Raw genomic sequence first — 22,704 nt, forward strand, 5'->3', positions numbered from 1 at the left:
CCTCATGCGCTGCGAGGGTCTTTGCCGCCCGGAACTCCCGCCGGCAAGCCGCTGCCATCGCATAGCCGCGCGGCCTCCCAAAAAGCAAAAAAGGACACCCGCAAAGGTGTCCTTTTTCTTGCCGTTCGCACTCGCGTCAGGCCATCAACATAACGTTACGCGAGCGACTCAGGCGCCCAGTTCCGCGGCAGACGCCACGTGTTTGGGACCATTCGCGCTGGCATCGTCCTGTTCCGAAACCGGCGTCTTGCCCGGCGCAGCAGCGCTCAACGGGTGGCTTCCTTCCAGCGTGACCTGCACCCGCTTGCCGTTGCTGTTGTTCGCAGCAGCAGCCGACGTGGACGACGACGACGCATTGTTTGATGCAGTGATAACCGGCGCCTGCGGTGCGTTGATCGGCACCTTGCGGCCGCGCGCCACGTCGCGCAGACGCGCGCGCTCGGCCATCACCTTGGCGCCGTAGCCGCCATCGTCCTGCGACGTCGAGCCGACATACAGCCGCAGGCCGCCCGGCAGCGAACCGCCGCGCGCAATGCAATCCTTCAGAACCAGCGCGCCGACCTTGATATTCGCGACCGGCTCCAGCGCCGCGCTCTCGCCGCCGAAATACTGGAATTTGTCCGAATGAACCTTGGACATCACCTGCATCAGGCCTTGGGCGCCCACGCCGCTCTCGGCGTACGGGTTGAAGCCGGATTCGATCGCCATGACCGACAGCAGCAGCAGCGGGTCGAGACCGACTTCGCGGCCGGTGTCGAAAGCAGCCTTTACGAGCTCTCCGACGGGCTCCTGGGCGACGCGGTAGCGACGGGCCAGGTACGACGCCACGAGCGCCTGTTCACGCGACGAAATGAGCACGCGATCGTCGCGCGCGTCGGCGGACACGCGTTGCGCAGGAATCAGCCGGGCCAACGCGGAAACGCTTTGCATGGTGCGCGGATCGAGACCGTTGAGCGCCGCGATACCCATGCCGGCCGAGCCGGAACCGTCGAACGCGCCGTCATAGCTGGTATTGCTGACGCTCACGCCCGCGCTATTGCCGCCGCTCGCTGCGTCAGCGCTGTTCGGGTTGGAGTTCGCGGACAGCGTTTCGTCCGGCGAGTTGCGCCCCGGCGGCCCGAAAGCAGGTAGCGGGTTGCCTTGCAGCAGGCGCGCGGGGCCTGCTTGCACGGCTGCGGAAAGGACCGGCATCAGCTTGGCCGCGAGTGTGCCGCGCCACGTGGGCATCAGCCACAGCGCGATTGCCAGCACGACGGCAATGCCGCCGACAATGCTGAACAGGTGATGACTCAATTGCGTCCCGCGACGCACTGCACCGCGCACAACTTGCGCGATACGTTCGTCGGGACGCCACGATAACCAGGCGTTCATTCAGATCTCCCATGTTGCATGATCCGCGAACCCCGCCGGAAAAAAACAGGCGGTACCACACATTCGCAGAGTCAAGACATCGCGCGCTCTGTCTGGTTAGGGCAGCAGCGACGTCGGGAAAACGGCAAATACCGTTTGTGGGGAGCCTTCCTGAAAAGCGGTCCGCGGCATGCCGAAAACATGCGGGCGGTGGCTCCCACGCGAAAAACCAGCGTCAGTTGGCGCTGGCGAGGACATCGACAAGACCGACGGATACCGTGCAGGGCTTCGGTAAGCGGTGACGCGTTGCGTCAAATGGGACCGGGGCAGTGGTAAAAGGTTCACGCCCTGCAACCAACGTGGACGGATTCTAGGGCACTGTTTTATAGATCGTCAACACTATAAACGGGCGAAAGTATAACTAATTGTAATAATGAACCGGGTTCCGACCGCTCAAACGGCCGTGCCGAGCGGTTTTTCGGCATTTTGGGGACTGCCGTTCGTCCTATGACGTTCGGCCGATCTACGTGCGCTAGCCAACGCAGGTAAAATCGACAATCGTTCTGGCGCCTCCTTCGCCGTTGCGCCTTCCTCTTTCGCCGCTCGCGGCACAGAACCGCATCAGATGAAATACAAAGACCTGCGTGACTTCATCGGCCGTCTCGAGACGATTGGAGAACTGCGCCGTATCCCGCAAAAGGTATCGCCTGTCCTTGAAATGACCGAAGTGTGCGACCGAGTGCTGCGCGCCGGCGGGCCGGCTTTGCTATTTGAAAACCAGGAGCGGCATGCGTTCCCGGTGCTTGGCAACCTCTTCGGCACGCCGCGCCGCGTAGCGCTCGGCATGGGCATCGACGCGGCAGCCGGCGAAGGCGACGGCGCCGCGCTGGATTCTCTGCGCGACGTCGGCCGGCTGCTCTCGGCCTTGAAAGAGCCGGAGCCGCCAAAAGGGCTGAAGGACGCGGGCAAACTGTTCTCGCTTGCAAAGGCCGTGTGGGACATGGCGCCACGAACCGTCAGCGCGCCGCCCTGCCAGGAAATCGTGTGGGAGGGCAATGACGTCGACCTGGAAAAGCTGCCTGTCCAGACCTGCTGGCCGGGCGACGCCGGCCCGCTGATCACTTGGGGCCTGACCGTCACGAGAGGCCCGAACAAGAGCCGACAAAATCTCGGCATCTATCGCCAGCAATTAATCGGACGCAACAAGCTGATCATGCGCTGGCTCGCGCATCGCGGAGGTGCGCTCGACTTCCGCGAGTTCGCGCTCAAGAATCCCGGCCAGCCGTATCCGGTAGCGGTCGTGCTGGGTGCGGATCCGGCAACCATCCTCGGCGCGGTCACGCCGGTGCCGGACACGCTCTCCGAATATCAGTTCGCCGGCTTGCTGCGCGGCGGGCGGACGGAGTTGGCCAAATGCATTACGCCCGGCGTCGACAGTTTGCAGGTGCCCGCGCGCGCGGAAATCGTGCTCGAAGGTTTTATCTATCCGCAGGAAGGCGCGCCCTCGCCCGCTCCTGCGGGCGCACCGCCGCGGCCGGCCAAGGGCGCCTCCGCCGCCTATGAACACGCGCTGGAAGGCCCGTATGGCGACCATACCGGCTACTACAACGAACAGGAGTGGTTCCCGGTGTTCACCGTCGAGCGCATCACCATGCGCCGCGACGCGATCTACCATTCCACGTACACCGGCAAGCCGCCCGACGAGCCCGCCGTGCTAGGCGTCGCGCTCAACGAAGTGTTCGTGCCGCTTCTCCAGAAGCAGTTCAGCGAGATCACAGATTTCTATCTGCCGCCCGAGGGATGCAGCTACCGCATGGCGATCGTGCAGATGAAGAAAAGCTACCCGGGCCACGCCAAGCGCGTGATGTTCGGCGTCTGGAGCTTCCTGCGACAGTTCATGTATACGAAGTTCATCGTTGTCGTGGACGAAGACGTCAACATTCGCGACTGGAAAGAAGTGATCTGGGCGATCACCACGCGCGTCGACCCGACGCGCGATACGGTGCTCGTCGATCGCACGCCGATCGACTATCTCGACTTCGCCTCACCGGTCGCGGGACTGGGTTCCAAGATGGGACTCGACGCAACCAATAAATGGCCTGGCGAAACCGATCGCGAATGGGGACGGCCTATCGAAATGGACGCGGCGGTGAAACAGCGAATCGACAGCTTGTGGAACGAGCTGGGCCTGTGAGCGCGCCGAGCGCGTGACCGAATAACAAACAGATGGAGCAGTTGCGGGCATGCATGCCTTTTCGATGATGTCGGACGGGTTCTTCCTGTCTTTGTCGTTGTGTCTCGACATCGGTCTTGTGAACGTCGCGATGATTTCGCTGGCACTGTCACACGGATTCAAGCCGGGCTTCTGGCTCGGCCTTGGCTCGTGCGTCGGCGACCTGATTTATGCGGCCCTCGCGCTAGCCGGCATGGCTGCGCTGCTGCAGTTCGAGTCGGTGCGCTGGGTCGTGTGGATCGGCGGCGCGGCCGTCCTGCTGTTCCTTACCTGGAAGATGGCGCGCGAAGCGATGTTTCCGGCGTCGGCACCCCCTGTCGCCGGCGAGGCGGACGCCAGTTCTCCGCATCTGTCGGCGTGGCGCGGCTTCCTGCGCGGTGTGTTGCTGGCGGTGTCGTCGCCTTCGGCGATTCTGTGGTTCGCCGCAGTGGGTGGCGCACTGATTGCCAAAGCCGGCGCGACGAGTGCCACCACGGCGCCGGTATTTCTCGGCGGTTTCTTTCTTGGCGGCTTGTGCTGGACGGTGTTTATCTGCGGCCTCGGCAGCCACGGCCGCAAGCGCGCCGGCACTGGTTTGCTGCGCGCATGCCACGTGCTGTCGGCGCTGCTGTTCGCCTACTTCTCATATACCGTGATCGTGAACGGGTACCGCGATCTGATTCTGCAAACGGCAGAGGGCTCGCCGGCTGCACAAACGGCGAGCTGACAGGCAACGGCCCGCCCCATGAACTGGGGCGCCGTCTTCCGACACATCAAGCCGGCTTCACGCCGGAAAGTGATCAGGCGAGGTACTGCGCGAGCTTCGCGAGATCGACGTTACCGCCGCTCACCACCACGCCCACGCGCTTGCCCTTCACGGGCACCGCGCCGTTCAGCACGGCCGCCGCCGCGAGGCAGCCGGTCGGTTCGACGACGATCTTCATGCGCTGGGCGAAAAAGCGCATGGTCTCGATCAACTGCTCGTCGGTCACCGTTTCGATCCGCGCGACCAGCTTGCGGATAATCGCGAACGTGTAGTCGCCTAGATGCGTCGAGGCCGCGCCATCGGCGATAGTGCGCGGCGTGTCGATATGCACGATCTCGCCGCGCGCAAGAGATTGCTGACCGTCATTGCCGGCTTGCGGCTCCACGCCGATTACCGTGCAGTCCGGGCTCAACGCCGCCGCCGACAACGCACTGCCGCTAATCAGCCCGCCACCGCCCAGGCACACGAACAGCATGTCGAGCGGCCCCGTTTCGTCGATCAATTCCTTCACCGCTGTGCCCTGCCCCGCGATCACATGGGGATGGTCATATGGCGGAATCAGCGTCATGCCGCGCTCCTCGGCGAGCCTTCGGCCGATTTCCTCGCGGTTCTCCTTATAGCGGTCGTAGGTGATGACTTCGCCGCCATAGCCCTTGGTGGCGGCCACTTTGGCCGCGGGCGCGTCGTGCGGCATGATGATCGTCGCGCGGATGCCGGCAAGACGCGCCGACAGCGCGATGGCCTGCGCATGGTTGCCGGACGAATAGGTCAGCACGCCGGCCTTGCGCTGCTCCGCGTCGAAATGCGAGATCGCGTTATAGGCGCCGCGAAACTTGAAGGCCCCCATCCGCTGAAAGTTCTCACACTTGAAGAATACCGACGCTCCGGTGCGCTCGTTGAACGTGCTCGAGGTCAGAACTGGCGTGCGGTGCGCGACGCCCTCGAGTCGTGCGGCGGCGTCGAGTACGTCGTCGAACGTGGGAGCGGGGAGTGGGTGCATTGGCTGCATCGGCGGAGTCCTCCAGAGCGGTGGCGAAACAGCCATTCTCCCAGCTTCGCCGACGCTTTGAAACGTCCGCAACAACTCACTCGATGCTGCAAAAACAAAACGGCGTCACCCGGCGATCAAGCCGGCGTTACGCCGTTCAGACTTTCTGTCCGCCTACAACCAGGCAACTGTCGATCAAGCCGAAATCAGCGCCGATAGTAGCCGTGGCCACCACCATAGTAGCCGTGGCCATAACCACCGCCATAGTAGCCGTGGCGATAATAGGGGCGACCGTACCCGTAATACCCACCTACGACGACGGGCGGCGGCGCATAAACCACAGGCGGCGGCGCATAGACGACGGGCGGCGGCGGCGCATAGTACACCGGCGGCGGCGCGGCATACAAAGGATAAGCCGGCGCAACCGGTACGCCGATACCGATACCCACAGAGACGTGTGCCTGCGCGGTGGAGGCAAGCCCCACGCCGAGTGCGGCGGCAACGACAAACGGAACGATCTTTTTCACTTTTGTTCTCCAGGCGCGGCCCATTGAAGGTCGCCGACTTCGCATGCCAGGCATGCTACAAAATTAATTTATCCAAAAAGCCGAGGCGACGCTGTTCGCATTTGTTGCAAATTGCAATACGCGAAAAGGATTTACGCCGGTGCCCAGCAAGCAGCATCGCCCAAGGAGCGCGAACGGCCTGAGGAATCAACGGATTGGGGCCGTCTGCGGTGCACACGCTGGTGCCGCGAAGAGGCTGCGAGTTAAACGGACGCGGAGTCGGTAATCTTTAATTACAAATTAGCTTCAATACTGACGGCGTGGAGCAACAGCCAAATAAAAAACCCGGCACGTAGGCCGGGTTTTTCTCAAGTGCAAAGCGGGTGTTGGTCAGCCGACCTTCACATACGCAAATTCGCGTGAGACGTTGGGTGGCACGTAGGCGGCGCTGATTCGCACGCGCGGGCTCAGTCGCTTCTTCTGATCCCACCAGCGACGCCGCTGCGCGTGGGTCAAGAACCGCAAGTGCTTCCGGTAAGAAAAAATGTTCATCGTAGCCTCCCCGAATCCGATTGCGAAATTGCGAAGCCAAGTACCCAAAGACAGCCACGGCCGATCGGCCATGCGGAAATTGTGAGCAGTTTTCAAGCCCGTAGGGCGCGCGCGGCGCCATGACCAACAGCTGGCGTCATATCGCCGGCAAACTCATCTGACGACCGATGCATAGGCCGCGCCATGCGCCGGCCGATGCGCGATACTGCTGCTTCCCCTCTCACGCCCCGTCTGGAGCACGTCGACATGTCCCAGTCCCCTCTGCCGCGCCTTGGCTTTATCGGTGCGGGTCGCCTCGCGCGATGCCTCGCGCTGGGTTTTTCCCGCGCAGGCTATCCGGTAACGGCAGTGGCGAGCCGCACGCCGGCTTCCGCTAGTCGGCTCGCCAGTCAAATTCCGCAATGCATGGCGCTCGACGATCCTCAGCAAGTCGTCGACAGCGCCGATGTTGTCTTTTTAGCCGTTCCTGACGACAGCATCGGTACGTCAGCGCACACACTCCGTTTCGCCGCCGATGCTGCCTATGGCAAGGCGCTCGTGCATTGCAGCGGCGCGTCGCCGGTCGAGTTGCTGGCGAGCGCGCGCGACCAGGGCGCGGCGATCGGCGGCTTTCACCCGCTCTACCTTTTCAGCGGCGAGCTGGCCGATCTCGACCGTATCGCCGGCTGTTCGGTGACGATCGAGGCCGACGGCGACCTGAAAGACACGCTGACGGCATTGGCCGTCGCGCTAGGCTGCCATCCGTTGTCGATCCCGCCGGGCGGCCGCATGCTGTACCACGGCGCCGCGCACTATGCGGCGAGTTTCGCGCTGTGCAGCCTTGCCGAATGCGTCGCACTGTGGCGCACGCTCGGTTTCGCCGAGGACGAAGCGCTGCGCGCCCTTTTGCCGATGCTCGCGGGCACCATTCAGACCGCTCGCGACAAGGGCCTGCCCAACGCGCTCGCCGGCCCGGTCTCGCGCGGCGACACGGGTGTCGTGCAGAAGCAGTTGGCGTTGCTGGAAACCCTCGGCGGCGATCACGCCGCGTTGTATGGTTTGCTGTCACGGCGCGCAGTCGCGCTGGCGCAACGCCGCGCCGCGCCCCCTGCGGCAATCGCCGCAATCGCCGATGCGGTGGAAGATTCGTTGAGCCGATCGCTGAATCAGGCGGCAGCAGGTGCAAGCGTCAAGTAAGCCGTGATAATGTGACGTCCGGCGCCGCGCGCAATCCGCCGGCGCCCCGCTTCGGGACCAACAGACGAGAACGCACAATGATCAAGGTCAGCATCCTCTATCCGTACCGGGAAAACGGCCACTTCGACGTGGACTATTACTGCGTCACCCACATGCCGCTCGCGGCCGAACTGTTCGGCCCGTCGCTGAAGGGCTGGTCCGTCGACGTGGGCATCAACGCGGGCCCGCCGGGCACGCCGCCGCCGTATGTGGCCGCGGGCCACTTCCTCTTCGATAGCACGGACGACTTCTACAAGGTTTTCAAGCCGGCGTCCGAACGCCTTCTGGCCGACATTCCGAATTACACCGACGGCGGCAACGGCGCCATTCTGATCAGCGAAATCAAGGTTTCCGTGTGACTGGCCGCAGTTGATGCGAATCGGGGCGGCGCAGCCAGGCGAGAGTCTCTCCTCGTCCGGCGTTGAAAGTGCAGGCCTTGCACTACTCGCATCATCCGCTTTTCAATGCATGCGGCCGCGTCGGCGGCCCATGCCACATAACTGAACCGCCGGTGCACGAGACCGAAAAGCGCCGGCGCCCATGCCGTTCCACGGCTGTCATCAGAAGCATAAGGACACAAGATGTTTGGCGATATCGCCCGTTTTCTGCTCAATACCGTCTTCACGCTCTTCGGCGCGGCGTTGCTGCTGCGCGCCTGGCTGCAGGTCGTTCGCATGCCGCCGTACAACCCGGTCACGAACGCCGTGCTGCAAGCCACGAACTGGATCGTTCTGCCGCTGCGCCGAATTCTGCCGAGCACGCGCAACGTCGACTGGGCGAGCCTCGTCGCGGCGCTGATCGCCGCGATCGTCTATGTGGTGCTGATGGTGGTCCTCACCGGCGCCGACCCGCTCACGCTGGTGCCGACGCTGCTGATCGTCGCGGTGCTGACCGTGATCAAGTGGGCGCTGAATCTGATTATCTGGATGACGATCCTGATGGCGCTGCTGTCGTGGCTCAACCCGCGTTCGCCGGCGATGCCGATCCTGTATCAGCTGACCGCGCCGTTTCTGAATCCGCTGCGACGCGTCGTGCCGCACCTGGGCGGCATCGACCTTTCGCCGATTCTTCTGTTCGTGATCGTGCAGGTGCTGCTGATGGTGGTCACGCGCGCCGCCGTCCAGCTCACTTACTTCGTGATCTGAAGCCGACCGGAATGCCGGACGATGTAGCCGCGCACAGCGCGGCATAAGGAAAAGCAGCGGCGCAGTTTGCGCTCGCTGCCCTTTCGCGAGTAAAATAGCGCGCTCTGCGGGCGTCGTATAATGGTAATACCCTAGCTTCCCAAGCTGCAACGGCTTGAGCAAACCCACTATTCCTGCGGGTTTTGAACGTAGTTTGCTGGCGGGCACCATTGAAAACCACGTGTCATGCGGGTTTGACGGCGACGCCAGTTTTCACCCCAGCACATCAAGTCGGAAGCCGCAGACGTGGCGCTGCGTATGGCCGGCAACCGTAAGCGGCAACGGGCACATTATTCAAGGCCGAGGAACGTGCGAGCTGCGCCTGACAGCTTCGCTAGATTGATCCCAATCCCATCGCTGTAAATTCTTCGCAATACTCGCTGCTCTATCTTTCCCAGTTCGCGCTCAAGATCTGCAACGTTGTGACATACATCGTACGCCGCCAAGTATCCGTTCCGCCGCAGCGACAAAACTTGGCCCAATTTCGGTAATGTTATTTTTCGCGAAACGAGCTCCGGCACCGAACCCAGCTTGAGCAGGTCATCACGGATAGCGGCAATTTGCTCTGACGTGAGTTCAACTCGATACGACGAATGGTGCCGAACGAGGCTCACCCCGAGGAACTCCGCAGGTTGTTCGGGTTCGTAGATCACCGACTTTGATCCGGGCTCAATCGGCGGCACCGTCAGCCCCAGTTGCATCAGGTGCTCCGAGCAAAACCGCGCCAAGTCTTCGCACTCGTCACGAGAAGATGCGAAAAAAATCAGATCGTCTGCGTAACGAACCGCCCGAAAGCCGCGCTGTTCGATTGTTCGATCGAAGCCGCCCAGCATGATATTGGAAAAGAATGGCGACAGCGGCATCCCTTGCCGCACGCCCTCACCTCGCTTAATGCCGAGTCGATGAATCCGCGTAGCTGCACTACCTTTTACCGGGGCGATCTCGCAGGCAATGGCTTGTCCGAGTAAGGCGTGTAGCGATCGTTCGCGGATGACGGATTTCAACGCCCGTTGTAGCAGCGCCCGATCGATTTTGTCAAAAAAGGAGGCAATATCAGTCTTGTAGACCCATCCGTGCTTGGCACGTAGATCGCACGCATCCTTCACAGCCTTCTTTACACCCCGCTCCTTCACAAAGCCGTAGCTCACCTTATTCGCCAGTCGGTCGGCATACCGGTTGGAAAGGAAATCGAGAAGCGCACGCTGCACAATCCGATCCTGGACAGTCGGGACGCAAATTAAGCGGTACTTGTCCGCCGACTTGGGAATCAGATGAGGTCGAAGGTCCGAAAATTGGAAGCTCTTGCGATGTAAGTCACGGAACAATCGATTTAATCGAGCTCTCTCGTCACCACGATAATCGTTGATCGAAATGTCATCGACGCCTGTAGTATTCCGTGAACGGGGAGACGCTTTTTTAAAAAGATTCACCCATGCATCGCGCAGGGCGTCGAGCGACAGAGCGGAAGAATACGCGTTCTTTCCCATATATCAGGTGCTTCGCTGGCGTTGAACAGCATCCCTAGACCAGCGGCTGAAAGCCCCTTCGGCATCCTCGTTGCGGACCGCATCTTGCGATTCGGACCCGCCCCTGATTCCGCCGGTCACGCTCACGCGATCGCTCGCCTGTGCGCAGGTTGCCGATTGGTAACGTGCAGCGCAACCCGCAGAGATGCCAGAGGGAGCCGCACTTCGACCGAAGCGGCCGCCGAGATGTAAACGCTTCTCATTTTCACTTCCATTACGCTGGGTTTGACTCCGGTTGCGACGGCAATGGCGGCCAAAGCCGCGCATGCCAGCTTCCTCCAGGCGCAACGGGGGCGTTTTTTCGAAGAGATTCGCCGCGACGTTGCTGGCGCGCCCGCCTCCCTGCCTCGGGGGTGCCCCGCACGTTTCGTAATCGCCTTCCCAACAGTTCTAGGGATAGAAGGCGACCCGATCGCCCCTTCGGCATCCTCGTTGCGGACCGCATCTTGCGATTCGGACCCGCCCCTGATTCCGCCGGTCACGCTCACGCGATCGCTCGCCTGGGCGCCAGAGGGCCGATTGGTAACGTGCAGCGCAACCCGCAGAGATGCCAGAGGGCGCTACCTAACCGTCCCATTTTGCCTGAGGATTGAGTCGGTAACAACTCCTTCCATGTGCGCAACCCCGCACTTATTACTTGAGTATGACGATACTACGAGCTATCTTTGTACGACGATTATTGAATATGCGAAGGTGGCGGTGGCTGAGAAACAAACAACGGCAAAAAATCTTGCAAGCAACGCCGCTTGCGCCCTCAACACCGACAGCGCTGGGCTCCCCCTTGCCACCCAGCCTCGGCCATATCGCAAATCGTTCGAGCTATACTCTTTCACTCCCCATCAAGTCTGAGAATTTGCATGAGTCGCGCTCGTATATCGCCAGAAGTACAAGCACGCGTTCTCGCCGAGAGCCGAAGACGATGCGCAGTGTGTTACGGATTGAACAACGATGCCTCCAGGAAAAAGGGGCAAATTGCTCACCTAGATCAAGATGCCGCGAACAACTCCGAAGGCAATTTGATCTTCTTGTGCTTCGATCATCATGACGAATACGACTCGACCACTCGGCAGGCGAAAGGGCTCACTCAGCTCGAGCTGGTGGAATACAGAAGCCAATTGATTGCGGAGCTGGAACGGCGATGGGCGTCCGGCGACCTAGATGCTTCACCGTCTCAAAGCCCAATCTCGATTGTTCTTAATGTATCGGCCAGTGGCGGAGCAGGAGGTGCAGGCGGGATGTTCGGCGGCGGAGGTGGTGGAGGGGGCGCACCGCTAGGAGGCGGCGGAGCTGGCGGTCAAGGATTCGGCACCACGGAAACACCGTCAGACCAGTGACCTACTCGCTCCGCGTGTCGACTGAAGGGCGCTTGCTATTCGAGTCCCCTATCAATCAGATGTATGGGCGAATACTTGCGCTATTCGCACTCACGTTTCCCGAAAGAATCGCTCAGCGGGCGGGAGATGCACCCATCCTCATTGGAAAGATAGCGCAGACGATCGAGGATGCGCTTCAGGAAAGCCCCGCCGCGCATACGGCTTGGGTCGCCCTATACGACCTAACCGACTCCGCCCCAGTGGTGGTCGAGCTTGTCGGCGCACCGGCGAACGGGGTGGATGCCGTTAGCCAACACGACGGCGGCGGCGGTGGTCAAGGAGCTTGGCCGGGCGCTGGCGGAGGCGGAGGCGGATACGGTGGAGTCGGAGCTTCAGGTGGTAACGGAGCAGACGGAGCACTGGTAGTGTTCGAATATTCAGCGCAGCAAGCGTTGATTGACGTAGAAGCGTTCGTTACCCCCGGCCAATACGACTGGATCTGCCCCAAAGGCGTCGCGTCGGTGGATGTTATTGCGATTGGCGGGGGTGGTGGCGGGGCGGGCGGGGGCCCGAGACTCCACTCTGCTGCCCCCGACGCGCCTCAAGACAATGCTGATTGCACATTGGCATGACCGGCCGGAGCGGAGTCCGGAGCAGCAGCCGCATCACTTCTTTATCATTGGCTCGTGCTTGTCCTTGATCATCTGGTAGTAGGTGCTCGCACCAGCCTTCGTCAATTTCACCTCGGCGATGAACTTCTCGATGATGTCTTTCCTCGTCACATCCTTAACAGTCCGCATCCGCTTGTAGATTTCGGTTGCCAGTTCCATCTTCGTCGGCGTAGCTGGTTCAGGCTTCGCAGCTGTATCGGTCGCCGTCGCAGTATCTGGACATCGTGCGGAAAGCCTTTCGCGCCTGGGACAAGGCTGACACCGAAGAAAAGCGCCGCTACGTCGCAAACCTCGTGACGAACGCTGCTGGGACGCGTCTGTGTTCGGATGATGTGGTTCGTCTTTTCATCGACTGGCTAGACGGTTACCACGAGTCCCACCTCGCGGTAATCCGGGAAATCTACAGCAATCCCGGCGTGACACGGTTTGACATCTGGACCGCAATTTACGGCGATCTTGTTCGCGAAGACTCGGCGGAAGCCGACCTATACAAGTTGCTGATCCGTGACCTGAGTACAGGTGGCGTCATCCGGCAAGCACGTGACACTAATGCCGATGGGCAATTCCTGCGCAAGCAGACAGCGCGGAAGCCGCCGGGGCCAGTCAACTCCACCGTCGAATCAGCCTTCGAGAGCAGCAAACAATATGTGCTAACCGAGCTAGGCAAGCAGTTCGTTCACTACTCGATGAACGAGGTGGTACAGCGCGTATCAGGCGAATGACGGTGCACGCACCACAGATGGTGGGTAGTCAGGCCTAATCCAGATTAGGCTTGCTGCGGCCCGTTAACTTTCACTCGCGCGGCCATCTTGTCTCTAAGAGACTGTACGACTGAGGCAAGCCGCGCTGCTGCTGCGACGAGATCTGCGGCCTTCTTGGGGTCGGCCACAATCAGCGAAGCTCGGAACGATTTTTTCTTCAAATCGCCCTCCCAAGGCGCGGCCTCGGGAAGCCTATCCAACTCCTCCAGCAGCCCCGCAGCGATGCATTCTTGGGTTTCCACGGTATTAAGTTTGCTGAATAGCTTGTCGGCCTTTGCATCCCACTCAACCAATTTGTCAACCGCTCCGTTGAACGTTTTAAGGTCGATCGTCCGACTCGGGAGATTTGGCTCCGAAATCACCACGCGAATGACATCAAGTTCACCGAGCAACGCGTCTACACGACCAAACACGCCCTTTCGCTTCTCAATACTAATCCGGTCGCAGTATGCTGTCCGCGTCCTGAAAATCAATTCCTGGTTCGCGCTTTGCGCCAACATCGTGGCGTCTTTCGATATCTGGTCTACGCCCGAACGGAACGAACCGTAGGCTGAAACGCCTGCAACAATGGTTGATGCAGCGGCACCGAGGACAATTATCCGGGTCTTAAGGCTTCCCTCTTCAAACTCCACCTTCACGCGTACGTCGTCGCCCAAGAAGAAGAACTTCGCACGCTCCTCCATGAAGGAGGTGAGGTCGTGTTTCAGCTTCGAAAGCTTGACTTTGTCGTCAAAAACATCAATCTCAAGGTGTGTGTACGCTTCACAGAGAATTTCTTCGTCGATGTAGTTTGCCAACTTTCGCCCCGTCCGGTTCGCAGCGTTCCCGCGCTTTACAGCGCTTTCCGCATTTTGAATTCATGTTATTGACCGGCAAGATACCACAAAGACACATACCAGCGGGGCCGCCAACACTGTCCTAGGCCGCCGCATCGCTTTACTCCCCACTCAAGTAGAGTTGATTCTTGCAACGCCCTCCGCCAAGACATCGTCTGCTGAGGACCAACTAGTAGACATGCTGCACCGCAACCGTCCAATGCTTCGCCAGAGCCCTAGATCGATCGATTCTGGAATGTGCGTGGGTGGTGTTCGAAATGGAACTTTAGTCGGCGTCGTCTTTGGTCGCCTCTGGGAATAGACGCAGGGGCCATACGCCGAACTCCGAACCGGTTCCTTCTGCGCAGGCGACACGTTGTTCGACGGGCGCTGCCAGCAAGAATTTCCGAAGTGCATACACTTTTCACGCCACTGAACACGATCCCGCCTCCCCAAATCCCTCAAACCCCTGTAAAATAGGGCGCTCTGCGGGCGTCGTATAATGGTAATACCCTAGCTTCCCAAGCTAGAGCCGTGGGTTCGATTCCCATCGCCCGCTCCAGATACTTTCCGGCAGTTTTGCGACCCGTTCGCAACTGGTTCGAAGAAAAACTGCTTCGAAGAAAGTATCTGCATTCACCGCGCTGAGTTTGCGTCACGCGCAGCAAAACATTCCTAACACGTCAAATCCACTGATTGGCTTTCCACGCCAAACGCGCGGACGCCGCATCGTGATAGCGGCCGAGAATGTATCGAATCCCGCCGCGGCATTCTTCCTCTGCATTGCCAAATGACTTGACGCCATCCGGATTCAATTCATATTGCGATGGCAGCAATTGAAACAGCCCACGCGCGCCGGACTTCGGATTGCGCAGATTCACCGCACCGCCTGACTCCTGCGCCATCAGCCACAGCAGATCGTTGAATTGAGTCAGCGGCACACGTTCAGTCGACATCGCTTCCCGAAGCGCATTCCTGGAAGTTGCGGGAACACTGCTCAGCTCAATTGGAGTCCAGCCGGTTTTCGCTGCTTTTGCTTCGCGGTGATTGTGTGCGTGCTTACTCATAGCGGTATTCGCGTGGATTAATCGTTGGAAAAAACTGGCTTACAGAACGATTGAATCATACAAAAACCTGCACCGTTATTAAAACGTAATGTGCGGTGTCTGCCGAGGCGGCAATGCGCGCACCTGTCTGGACGCACCCTTTTGCGTTGTGCTACCTTACGCGCACTTGCAACGCCCGCTCCACCTTACTGCCGAGCCTTCGGTAGAAACCAAGCACGAGCCGCCTCGACGAAGGCGGCTTTTTTATAGCGACGGCTGGCCCGCGCGGCAACTGATCGCAATCCGCTTGCCGACATGACAACCGGCGCGGGCTGAACGCGGTGCGCCGCGTCGTTGTCCGCGAGCGCGAACAAGCGCCACGCAAGCAGCGAAGCCTTTACCCTTGTAGCAGCATGACGATGATCCACGATCCCAACGACGCCGGCTTGACCGACGACCTTCCCACGCCCTCCAACGAAACCGACGCTCCGGCCGTCGACGACGCAGCGCCGCACGACGAAGCCGTGCATCGCCGCCGCATCCGCAGCTTTGTCACGCGCGCCGGCCGTGTGTCGACCGGTCAGCGCCGGGCGATGGACGAGCTCGGCCCGCGCTTCGTCGTGCCGTTCGCGCCGCAGCAGCCGGACTGGAACAGCGTATTCGGCCGTGAAGCGCCGCGCGTGCTGGAGATCGGCTTCGGCATGGGCGCGACCACCGCGGAAATCGCCTCGCACCGTCCCGATGACGATTTTCTCGGCGTCGAAGTGCACGAACCGGGTGTCGGCGCATTGTTGAAGTTGATGGGCGAGCAGGCGCTGACCAACATCCGCATCATTCAGCACGACGCCGTCGAGGTGCTCGAACAGATGATCGCGCCGGACAGCCTCGACGGCGTGCACATCTTTTTTCCCGACCCCTGGCACAAGGCTCGTCATCACAAGCGTCGCCTGATTCAGCCGAAGTTCGTCGCGCTGCTCGCATCGCGCCTGAAGCCCGGCGCCTATCTGCATTGCGCGACCGACTGGCAGAACTACGCCGAACAGATGCTCGAAGTGCTGAACGCCGAGCCGGCATTGCACAACACGGTCGACGGCTATGCGCCGCGCCCTGAATATCGTCCGGTAACGAAGTTCGAGCGACGCGGCCTGCGCCTCGGCCACGGAGTGTGGGATCTCGTGTTCCGCAAACGCGACGTCGCATGAAGGCCGAGACGTTTTCCGCCGACACATCGGCCGCACAAACAAAAAGGTCCGCCAACTCGAGTGACGGACCTTTTTTCATGGCCTGCGAAAAAGCGCGGGAGACCTACTCCGTCCAGCTCAGCGCGCCGCTATAGCCGACTAGCAAGATCAGCAATCCAAAGCCGATGCGATACCACGCGAACGCCGTGAAATCGTGTCCGGCGATGTAGCGAAGCAACCAGCGCACGCACAGAAAAGCACTGACAAACGCCGCCACGAAGCCGATCGCGAAAACGCCGAGCGCGTCGACAGACAACAGATGCCAGTCCTTATACAACTCGTAGGCAGTCGCGCCGAACATGATCGGGATCGCGAGGAAAAACGAAAACTCCGTGGCCACGCGCCGGTCGAGTCCGAACAACATCCCGCCGATGATCGTCGAGCCCGAGCGCGATGTGCCCGGGATCAACGCGAAACATTGAGCGAGGCCGACTTTCAGCGCGTCCATTGCGCTCAGGTCGTCCACGTCGGTCACGCGCGCGACCTTGGCTTGCCCGCCTTCCCGGGCTTGAGCGCGCTGGCGCGCTTCTGCCCACAAGATGACGACGCCGCCCACCACCAGCGCGAACGCCACGGGCACCGGCGAAAACAGCGCGGCCTTGATCGACTTCTCCAGCAGCAGGCCGAGCACGACCGCCGGAATGGTCGCGATGATCACGTTCAACGTAAAGCGCCGCGCTTCCGGACGGCTCGGCAGGCCGGTCACCACGCTGCCGATGCGGCGGCGAAACTCCCAGCACACCGCGAGAATCGCGCCGAGCTGAATGACGACGTCGAAGGTCTTCGCATGTTCGTCGGTGAAGTTGAGGAGACTCCCCGCGACGATCAGGTGCCCTGTGCTCGACACCGGCAAAAACTCCGTCAAGCCTTCGACGATGCCCAGAATCAACGCCTTGCAAGCCAATAACCAGTCCATCCGTGCCCCTCACCGTTATAGATTGTCGATTGTCGGAACCGGCACGACCGGCACGACGACGCACGGCCCTGCCGGCCGCGCGCAGCGTCATTTTTCGACGATTTGCACGCGCATACCGTTTGTAAGGACGGTGATTGTACCGGGTTCGTAATTAACTCCGGCAAATTGAAGTTGTTCCGGCTTGAATGTGTAGATGGGGTAATTGCTCAGCAACTGTGTGGCGAGCACGGCGGCGGCGGCGTTGATCTGTTGCGTATAAGCCTGCGCCTGGCCACTCACGCTGACGTTGTCGACGTTGGGCGATTTCAGCACGACGGATTTGCTCGCGGCGTCGTATGCGAGTTCGCTCGTCAACGTGAAGACGCCGTCGACCGGCTGCGCCATGAAGGGGCTCGCGAGGTGCGCATCAAGCTTCACCGAGACGCGGTTCGCGTCGGGCAGCAAGCCGACCACCGGATGGCTCAGCGCAACGTCGAACACTTGCGAGACGGTGCGCTGATAAGGAAACTTGCGCTGCACGGCGTCCTGCACCTGCTGCTGCGAGAACGTGTAGTGCGACGGAATGAACGGGAAGGTCGGCGTGGCGCACGCCGCGAGCGAAACAATGCCAAGCGCGCTGGCGCTTGCCAGCGCTGCGATTAAGAAACGGCGCCTGCTGGGCGCGACAAGTCGAGTCATACACGATCTCCGATCAACCACAATTGAGGGCCTGCCCCTCGGTCAAAGCACTTGCTTCATTCAACTTCCGGCCGGGTCTGCGCTTCGAGCAGCGTGAGCCATGCAAGCGCTCTTCCTCTATCCGGCCCACACATTTCCAACTCCGGCTGCAGCCCCGAGCAGCACGCCGGCCGTTCCGGCCGACCGAAGATCGCGCATCGCAAATCTTCGCCTAGTTGCACGCAGCGCACACCCGCTGGCTTGCCGTTCGGCATGCCTGGGATCGGACTCGAAATCGACGGCGCGATGCAGCACGCGCCGCAATCGGGGCGGCACGCATGATCTGCCACACCAAACGGAGAGTCGCGTTTCGTAACGCGATCGCGCACATCACTCACTACAGATTGTCCTCAAACCGAAGAGCGGCGCATCGCCACCAGACCCGCATTGTGCCACCGTGTCGCGTGCGACCTTTTTACACAATCCGGCGCGAGACCGCTCACGTAAACTCGACTGAACCTCAAGGCCACGCTCGTGAGGCGCCCGTGCTCCGTTCATCAATGCGGAAGCAACAGGGCTCCCGCCTCTTTGCCGGTGGCCAATTAACAAGAGCCCGTCATGACCACCGCCAATCCGCTGTTTCGCCCGGACCTGCTCGCCAAGTACAGCGCGAACGGCCCACGCTATACGTCCTATCCCACTGCCCTTCAGTTCCGCGACGACTTCCCAATTACCGACTATTTTCGCGCCGCAGCTGACCCTGGCGCATCGGCCACAGACCTGTCCCTGTACTTCCATATTCCCTTCTGCGACACGGTTTGCTTCTACTGCGGCTGCAATAAGATCGCGACGAAAAACCGCGCGCATGCCCGTCCCTACCTCGAACAGCTGAAGCGCGAAATGGCCTTGCAGGCCGCGTGTTTCGATACGCGCCGGCCCGTATCGCAATTGCATCTGGGCGGCGGCACGCCCACTTTCATGTCGAACGAAGAACTGACCGAGTTGATGAGCGCGACCCGTGAGCACTTCACGTTGCTGCCCGACGACGAAGCCGAATATTCAATCGAGGTCGATCCGCGCGAGGCATCGCCCGAGACCATCGCGCATCTGCGCAAGCTCGGCTTCAATCGCCTGAGTCTCGGCGTGCAGGATTTCGATCCGCTCGTGCAGCGGGCCATCAACCGGATTCAGCCGCTCGATATGACCGCCTCTGTCATGCAGGCCGCGCGGCATACGGGCTTTCATTCGATCGGCGTCGATCTGATCTACGGGCTGCCGCATCAAACGGTGGAAAGCTTCACTCGCACGCTGGATACGATGATCGAACTCGCGCCTGATCGCCTCTCCGTGTTCGCGTATGCGCATATGCCGCAGCTCTTCAAAATGCAACGTCAGATGGACGCGGCCACGCTGCCCTCGCCTGCAATGCGGCTCGCTATTTTGCAACGGGTAGTCGAACGTCTGACCGCCGCGGGCTATGTCTACATCGGCATGGATCACTTCGCGCTGCCCACCGACGAACTGGCGCGCGCGCAGGCACAGCGAACCTTGCACCGCAACTTCCAGGGTTACAGCACGCGTGCGGAATGCGACCTGATCGGCTTCGGCGCGTCGTCGATCGGCAAGGTCGGCGACGTCTACGCGCAGAACGCGAAAGACCTGCCCGCATATGACGCGGCGATCGACGCCGGCAAACTTGCGATCACACGCGGCGTACGCCTCACCGCCGACGACCGTCTGCGCCGCGACATCATCACCCAGTTGATGTGCAACCTGGAATTGCGTTTCGACGAATTCGAAGCGATGTACGGCATCCGCTTCGGCGATACGTTCGAGCGGGAACTCGAACGCTTGCGCGGCTTCGAGCGGGACGGCCTCGTGTCACTGACCGACCGCAAACTGGAAGTGCAGACGGCCGGGCGCATGCTCGTGCGCAACATCGCAATGGTGTTCGACCGCTATCTCGGCCAACAGACGCTCGAACGGTTCTCGCGCACTGTTTGACGGCATGCCGGACGGCGGCTGCAACCGGCTTGCCCGTCGTCGAATTTTCGGCCATAATCTGCGTCTTCGCCGCGCGCCAGCTTCTCGCGCGTGCGCTGCAAGATCTGCCCAGGTGGTGAAATTGGTAGACGCAGGGGACTCAAAATCCCCCGCCGCAAGGCGTGCCGGTTCGATTCCGGCCCTGGGCACCAAACATTTTCTGTAGTCGGCCTGTGGTCGGCCTGTAGTTAGCCGCAAATATTAGCCGCAAATCAGCCGCAAGATGCATCGCAAACCCGCGCAAGCCGAACGCTTCGCGGGTTTTTGCTTTCCGGCGACGGCTTTCGCCGTGCGCCTTTCACCTACTAGCGCCCCACCACCCGCGCGGCGCCATGCAGCGCTGCCCGACGGCGCTTGAACACATAGCCCGCCCACATCACCACGAGCCACACTGGCACGAGCAACACGGAAACCGACAGGCCAGGGGTCATCGCGAGAACCACGAGGATCAGCGCCATGAACGCGAGGCAAATCCAATTGCTGACGGGAAACCAGAACGACTTGAAGACGAGTGTCTCGCCGGCTGCGACCATCGCCCGGCGCGACTTCAGATGCGTCAGGCTGATCAACGCCCAGTTCAGCACGAGTGCAGCGACGACGAGCGCCATCAGCAAGCCGAGCGCCTCGGCGGGAATCAGATAGTTCACGATCACGCAGGTGAACGTGGCCAGCGCCGATAAACCGATCGCCATATACGGCACACCGCGCCGGTCGACTTTCATCAGCGCGCGCGGCGCATTGCCCTGTTCCGCGAGACCGTACAGCATGCGGCTATTCGCATAGACGCCGCTGTTGTACACAGACAGCGCCGCGGTCAACACCACCACGTTCAGCACGTTGGCGGTCAGCGTCGAACCGATCTGCGAGAAGATCATCACGAACGGGCTGCCGCCGGCCGCGACTTCGTTCCACGGATACAGCGACAGCAGCACCGCGAGCGAGCAGATATAAAAAATCAAAATGCGGTAGATGACCTGATTCACGGCCTTCGGAATGCTCTTTTGCGGCTCGTCGGCTTCCGCCGCCGTGATGCCGATCAGTTCCAGCCCGCCGAACGAAAACATGATGACCGCGAGCATCGTGAAGAGTCCATGGAACCCATGCGGGAAAAATCCGCCATGGCTCCAGAGATTGCTGATCGACGCCTGCGGTCCGCCATGGCCGCTCAGGAGCAGATAGCCGCCGAACAGAATCATGCCGATCACCGCCACGACCTTGATGATCGCAAACCAGAATTCCGTCTCGCCGTAAGCTTTGACGTTCGCGAGGTTGATCGCGTTGATGCCCGCGAAGCAAACCAGCGCCGACACCCACGTCGGCACACCGGGCCACCAGTAATGAACGTATGTGCCGACCGCCGTCAATTCGGCCATGCTGACGAGCACGTATAGCACCCAGTAGTTCCAGCCAGACAGAAAGCCGGGAAAGTCGCCCCAATACTTGTACGCGAAGTGGCTAAACGAGCCGGCCACCGGTTCCTGCGCAACCATTTCGCCCAACTGCCGCATGATCATGAACGCGATGACGCCGCCAATTGCATAGCCGAGAATCATCGACGGGCCCGCGGCCTGCAATACGCTCGCCGAGCCGAGAAAGAGGCCAGTGCCGATCGCGCCGCCCAATGCGATGAGCTGGATATGGCGGTTCTTCAGCCCGCGCTTCAGGCCGTCTTGCTGTAGTGCATTGTCCAAATTGCGCCCCAGTGTATGGATTTTCGATCGCCCGATTGGACTTGTGGTCCGCCCCGGCAGAACCGGAAATTTTACCCCGGCCGATATTACCCAAATACTGGTAGCAACCCGCGTCTGATTCCGCGCCACACCGACACGGGAGATAGCGATTGTCACTGCCGCGCCGCTTCTGTATGTTGCCCTAGTCCGGTTCGATGCCTCAGGAGATGCAACATGTCGCCCAAACACCTGTTTTGCGCCGCCGTCCTTTGTCTCGGTTTTGAAAGCCTCGGCGCATTTGCGCAGAACGTTGCACAGAACACAGCGCCTGCAGCCACGCCACCTGCGGCACCGGCTGCGGTGCGCACGCCCGAACCCGCTGCCGAACCGGCCCAGCCGGCCCAACCGGTTGCTTCGCCGGCCGCCGAAGCCAGCCCCGCCGCAGTGCCTTCCGCAGCCTCCGGGGCGACCGCGGCACCCTCCGCTGCCAAGCCCGCCATCGCGCCGATGACAGGGCCTGTGCGCAACGTCGTGCTGGTTCACGGCGCATTCGTCGACGGTTCGAGCTGGAACGGCGTCGTCGCTAAACTGCAGCAGAAGGGCTATCGCGTGAGCTCGGTGCAAAACCCGCTGACCTCGCTCGCCGACGACGTCGCCGCGACACGTCGCGTGCTTGCTCGCCAGGAAGGCCCAACGATGCTCGTCGGCCACTCCTGGGGGGGCGTCGTGATAACCGAGGCAGGGGCGAATGCGCCGAACGTCGCGGGGCTCGTGTATATCGCGGCAATCGCACCGGATCTGCACGAGTCGACGATGGACCTGTTGAAACGCGGCGCGCCCGCGCCCGCAGGCCAGAGCATCGTCAAGGATGCGAGCGGTTTTCTGTGGTTGGACCGCGCCAGATACCACGCCGACTTCGCCGCCGACGTCCCAGAAAATCTGACGCGCGTGCTGTCCGCCGCGCAAGTACCGATCGCCGCCAAGGCTTTCGGCGAAACGGTGAGCCAGGTCGCGTGGAAAGAGAAGCCGTCGTGGTATGTCGTGACGACGAAGGACCGGGCGGTGTCGCCGGATGTCGAGAGATTCATGGCCGAGCGGATGGGCGCGAAGATCGTGCCGATGGCGTCGAGCCATCTCGCGCCGGTGTCGCATGCGGGCGCGATTGCCGACGTGATAGACCGCGCCGCCCGCGAGTTGAGCAGGCACCAGTAGCAAAGCCGTTGAACTACTCGCGGCGCGTCCTGCAAGCGTGAACGCAAACGCGAACGCAAG

Annotated in this window: 21 protein-coding genes, 2 tRNA genes and 1 pseudogene; 12 read left to right on the forward strand and 12 right to left on the reverse strand. The window is 61.1% G+C overall.

Annotated features, from left to right (window positions below):
* Positions 1-168 precede the first annotated feature (168 nt).
* Complete coding sequence (locus RW095_RS31070; RefSeq protein WP_317022516.1) at positions 169-1,371, reverse strand: lytic transglycosylase domain-containing protein; 1,203 nt, start codon at positions 1,369-1,371, stop codon at positions 169-171.
* Between the two features lie 604 nt (positions 1,372-1,975).
* Here RW095_RS31070 and RW095_RS31075 point away from each other — a divergent pair.
* Both RW095_RS31075 and RW095_RS31080 read left to right on the forward strand, forming a co-directional pair.
* Entirely contained in the window at positions 1,976-3,544 is a 1,569-nt protein-coding gene (locus tag RW095_RS31075; RefSeq protein ID WP_317022517.1) for a UbiD family decarboxylase, read from the forward strand.
* A 49-nt stretch (positions 3,545-3,593) separates the two neighbouring features.
* Positions 3,594-4,289 (forward strand): LysE family translocator, encoded by a 696-nt coding sequence (locus RW095_RS31080; protein WP_317022518.1) that lies wholly within the window; start codon positions 3,594-3,596, stop codon positions 4,287-4,289.
* Between the two features lie 73 nt (positions 4,290-4,362).
* On the opposite strand, the gene RW095_RS31085 is transcribed toward RW095_RS31080, so the two are convergent.
* The 3 genes from RW095_RS31085 to RW095_RS31095 form a co-directional block, all read right to left on the reverse strand.
* Positions 4,363-5,328 carry a threo-3-hydroxy-L-aspartate ammonia-lyase gene (locus RW095_RS31085; RefSeq protein ID WP_128585901.1) on the reverse strand — a complete coding sequence of 322 codons (966 nt, stop codon included), beginning with the start codon at positions 5,326-5,328 and terminating at the stop codon, positions 4,363-4,365.
* A gap of 194 nt (positions 5,329-5,522) precedes the next feature.
* On the reverse strand, positions 5,523-5,843 hold the full coding sequence (locus RW095_RS31090) for a hypothetical protein (protein WP_317022519.1): 321 nt from the start codon (positions 5,841-5,843) through the stop codon (positions 5,523-5,525).
* Between the two features lie 369 nt (positions 5,844-6,212).
* Positions 6,213-6,374 carry a hypothetical protein gene (locus RW095_RS31095; RefSeq protein WP_164701921.1) on the reverse strand — a complete coding sequence of 54 codons (162 nt, stop codon included), beginning with the start codon at positions 6,372-6,374 and terminating at the stop codon, positions 6,213-6,215.
* A 246-nt stretch (positions 6,375-6,620) separates the two neighbouring features.
* On the opposite strand from RW095_RS31095, the gene RW095_RS31100 reads away from it, so the two are divergent.
* The 3 genes from RW095_RS31100 (at position 6,621) to RW095_RS31110 (ending at position 8,734) form a co-directional block, all read left to right on the forward strand.
* Entirely contained in the window at positions 6,621-7,550 is a 930-nt protein-coding gene (locus tag RW095_RS31100) for a Rossmann-like and DUF2520 domain-containing protein (protein WP_317022520.1), read from the forward strand.
* A 77-nt stretch (positions 7,551-7,627) separates the two neighbouring features.
* Positions 7,628-7,948, forward strand: coding sequence for an EthD family reductase (locus RW095_RS31105; protein WP_020069078.1), 321 nt, complete (start codon positions 7,628-7,630; stop codon positions 7,946-7,948).
* 222 nt (positions 7,949-8,170) lie between these two features.
* Positions 8,171-8,734 carry a YggT family protein gene (locus tag RW095_RS31110; protein WP_027776334.1) on the forward strand — a complete coding sequence of 188 codons (564 nt, stop codon included), beginning with the start codon at positions 8,171-8,173 and terminating at the stop codon, positions 8,732-8,734.
* A gap of 329 nt (positions 8,735-9,063) precedes the next feature.
* On the opposite strand, the gene RW095_RS31115 is transcribed toward RW095_RS31110, so the two are convergent.
* Positions 9,064-10,260 carry a reverse transcriptase domain-containing protein gene (locus RW095_RS31115; RefSeq protein WP_317022521.1) on the reverse strand — a complete coding sequence of 399 codons (1,197 nt, stop codon included), beginning with the start codon at positions 10,258-10,260 and terminating at the stop codon, positions 9,064-9,066.
* Positions 10,261-11,237: 977 nt separating this feature from the next.
* On the opposite strand from RW095_RS31115, the gene RW095_RS31120 reads away from it, so the two are divergent.
* Positions 11,238-11,633, forward strand: a complete 396-nt coding sequence (locus RW095_RS31120; protein ID WP_317022522.1) for a hypothetical protein — start codon at positions 11,238-11,240, stop codon at positions 11,631-11,633.
* A 644-nt stretch (positions 11,634-12,277) separates the two neighbouring features.
* On the opposite strand, the pseudogene RW095_RS31125 reads toward RW095_RS31120, so the two are convergent.
* Positions 12,278-12,484 (reverse strand): annotated as a pseudogene (locus tag RW095_RS31125) (hypothetical protein); the annotation flags it as partial.
* Between the two features lie 23 nt (positions 12,485-12,507).
* Here RW095_RS31125 and RW095_RS31130 point away from each other — a divergent pair.
* Positions 12,508-13,005, forward strand: a complete 498-nt coding sequence (locus tag RW095_RS31130) for a hypothetical protein (protein WP_317022870.1) — start codon at positions 12,508-12,510, stop codon at positions 13,003-13,005.
* Between the two features lie 44 nt (positions 13,006-13,049).
* Here the strand turns inward: RW095_RS31130 and RW095_RS31135 are convergent, their stop codons facing one another.
* Positions 13,050-13,841 carry a hypothetical protein gene (locus RW095_RS31135; RefSeq protein ID WP_317022523.1) on the reverse strand — a complete coding sequence of 264 codons (792 nt, stop codon included), beginning with the start codon at positions 13,839-13,841 and terminating at the stop codon, positions 13,050-13,052.
* A 506-nt stretch (positions 13,842-14,347) separates the two neighbouring features.
* Here RW095_RS31135 and RW095_RS31140 point away from each other — a divergent pair.
* Positions 14,348-14,421: transfer RNA gene (locus RW095_RS31140), tRNA-Gly, on the forward strand.
* Positions 14,422-14,542: 121 nt separating this feature from the next.
* On the opposite strand, the gene RW095_RS31145 is transcribed toward RW095_RS31140, so the two are convergent.
* Positions 14,543-14,815: an aggregation-promoting factor C-terminal-like domain-containing protein gene (locus tag RW095_RS31145; protein WP_317022524.1), complete on the reverse strand. Its 273-nt coding sequence runs from the start codon at positions 14,813-14,815 to the stop codon at positions 14,543-14,545.
* 509 nt (positions 14,816-15,324) lie between these two features.
* Between RW095_RS31145 and trmB the strand changes: the two genes are divergently transcribed.
* Entirely contained in the window at positions 15,325-16,107 is a 783-nt protein-coding gene (gene trmB, locus RW095_RS31150) for a tRNA (guanosine(46)-N7)-methyltransferase TrmB (protein WP_317022525.1), read from the forward strand.
* A gap of 103 nt (positions 16,108-16,210) precedes the next feature.
* On the opposite strand, the gene RW095_RS31155 is transcribed toward trmB, so the two are convergent.
* The 3 genes from RW095_RS31155 to RW095_RS31165 all read right to left on the reverse strand — a co-directional run bounded on the left by RW095_RS31155 (position 16,211) and on the right by RW095_RS31165 (position 18,117).
* Positions 16,211-17,062: an undecaprenyl-diphosphate phosphatase gene (locus tag RW095_RS31155; RefSeq protein ID WP_128595695.1), complete on the reverse strand. Its 852-nt coding sequence runs from the start codon at positions 17,060-17,062 to the stop codon at positions 16,211-16,213.
* Positions 17,063-17,149: 87 nt separating this feature from the next.
* Positions 17,150-17,740 carry a DUF1439 domain-containing protein gene (locus RW095_RS31160; protein WP_317022526.1) on the reverse strand — a complete coding sequence of 197 codons (591 nt, stop codon included), beginning with the start codon at positions 17,738-17,740 and terminating at the stop codon, positions 17,150-17,152.
* Between the two features lie 56 nt (positions 17,741-17,796).
* Entirely contained in the window at positions 17,797-18,117 is a 321-nt protein-coding gene (locus RW095_RS31165) for a YkgJ family cysteine cluster protein (protein WP_317022527.1), read from the reverse strand.
* 220 nt (positions 18,118-18,337) lie between these two features.
* On the opposite strand from RW095_RS31165, the gene hemN reads away from it, so the two are divergent.
* Positions 18,338-19,723 carry an oxygen-independent coproporphyrinogen III oxidase gene (gene hemN / locus RW095_RS31170; RefSeq protein WP_317022528.1) on the forward strand — a complete coding sequence of 462 codons (1,386 nt, stop codon included), beginning with the start codon at positions 18,338-18,340 and terminating at the stop codon, positions 19,721-19,723.
* Between the two features lie 106 nt (positions 19,724-19,829).
* Positions 19,830-19,914: transfer RNA gene (locus tag RW095_RS31175), tRNA-Leu, on the forward strand.
* 153 nt (positions 19,915-20,067) lie between these two features.
* On the opposite strand, the gene RW095_RS31180 is transcribed toward RW095_RS31175, so the two are convergent.
* Positions 20,068-21,453, reverse strand: a complete 1,386-nt coding sequence (locus RW095_RS31180; protein ID WP_317022529.1) for an amino acid permease — start codon at positions 21,451-21,453, stop codon at positions 20,068-20,070.
* A 213-nt stretch (positions 21,454-21,666) separates the two neighbouring features.
* Here RW095_RS31180 and RW095_RS31185 point away from each other — a divergent pair, with 213 nt between their 5' ends.
* A complete protein-coding gene (locus RW095_RS31185) occupies positions 21,667-22,644 on the forward strand; it encodes an alpha/beta fold hydrolase (RefSeq protein ID WP_317022530.1) in 978 nt (325 codons plus the stop codon).
* The last annotated feature ends 60 nt before the right edge of the window (positions 22,645-22,704 follow it).

It is taken from the genome of Paraburkholderia kirstenboschensis, from assembly GCF_032806925.1.
GTDB lineage: Bacteria > Pseudomonadota > Gammaproteobacteria > Burkholderiales > Burkholderiaceae > Paraburkholderia > Paraburkholderia kirstenboschensis.

Excerpts from the sequence above, each read along its gene's own strand:
- RW095_RS31070 (WP_317022516.1), bottom strand. The coding sequence starts at position 1,371 with ATGAACGCCTGGTTATCGTGGCGTCCCGACGAACGTATCGCGCAAGTT.
- RW095_RS31075 (WP_317022517.1), top strand. The coding sequence starts at position 1,976 with ATGAAATACAAAGACCTGCGTGACTTCATCGGCCGTCTCGAGACGATT.
- RW095_RS31080 (WP_317022518.1), top strand. The coding sequence starts at position 3,594 with ATGCATGCCTTTTCGATGATGTCGGACGGGTTCTTCCTGTCTTTGTCG.
- RW095_RS31085 (WP_128585901.1), bottom strand. The coding sequence starts at position 5,328 with ATGCACCCACTCCCCGCTCCCACGTTCGACGACGTACTCGACGCCGCC.
- RW095_RS31095 (WP_164701921.1), bottom strand. The coding sequence starts at position 6,374 with ATGAACATTTTTTCTTACCGGAAGCACTTGCGGTTCTTGACCCACGCG.
- RW095_RS31100 (WP_317022520.1), top strand. The coding sequence starts at position 6,621 with ATGTCCCAGTCCCCTCTGCCGCGCCTTGGCTTTATCGGTGCGGGTCGC.
- RW095_RS31105 (WP_020069078.1), top strand. The coding sequence starts at position 7,628 with ATGATCAAGGTCAGCATCCTCTATCCGTACCGGGAAAACGGCCACTTC.
- RW095_RS31110 (WP_027776334.1), top strand. The coding sequence starts at position 8,171 with ATGTTTGGCGATATCGCCCGTTTTCTGCTCAATACCGTCTTCACGCTC.
- RW095_RS31115 (WP_317022521.1), bottom strand. The coding sequence starts at position 10,260 with ATGGGAAAGAACGCGTATTCTTCCGCTCTGTCGCTCGACGCCCTGCGC.
- RW095_RS31145 (WP_317022524.1), bottom strand. The coding sequence starts at position 14,815 with ATGTCGACTGAACGTGTGCCGCTGACTCAATTCAACGATCTGCTGTGG.
- trmB (WP_317022525.1), top strand. The coding sequence starts at position 15,325 with ATGATCCACGATCCCAACGACGCCGGCTTGACCGACGACCTTCCCACG.
- RW095_RS31155 (WP_128595695.1), bottom strand. The coding sequence starts at position 17,062 with ATGGACTGGTTATTGGCTTGCAAGGCGTTGATTCTGGGCATCGTCGAA.
- RW095_RS31160 (WP_317022526.1), bottom strand. The coding sequence starts at position 17,740 with ATGACTCGACTTGTCGCGCCCAGCAGGCGCCGTTTCTTAATCGCAGCG.
- hemN (WP_317022528.1), top strand. The coding sequence starts at position 18,338 with ATGACCACCGCCAATCCGCTGTTTCGCCCGGACCTGCTCGCCAAGTAC.
- RW095_RS31185 (WP_317022530.1), top strand. The coding sequence starts at position 21,667 with ATGTCGCCCAAACACCTGTTTTGCGCCGCCGTCCTTTGTCTCGGTTTT.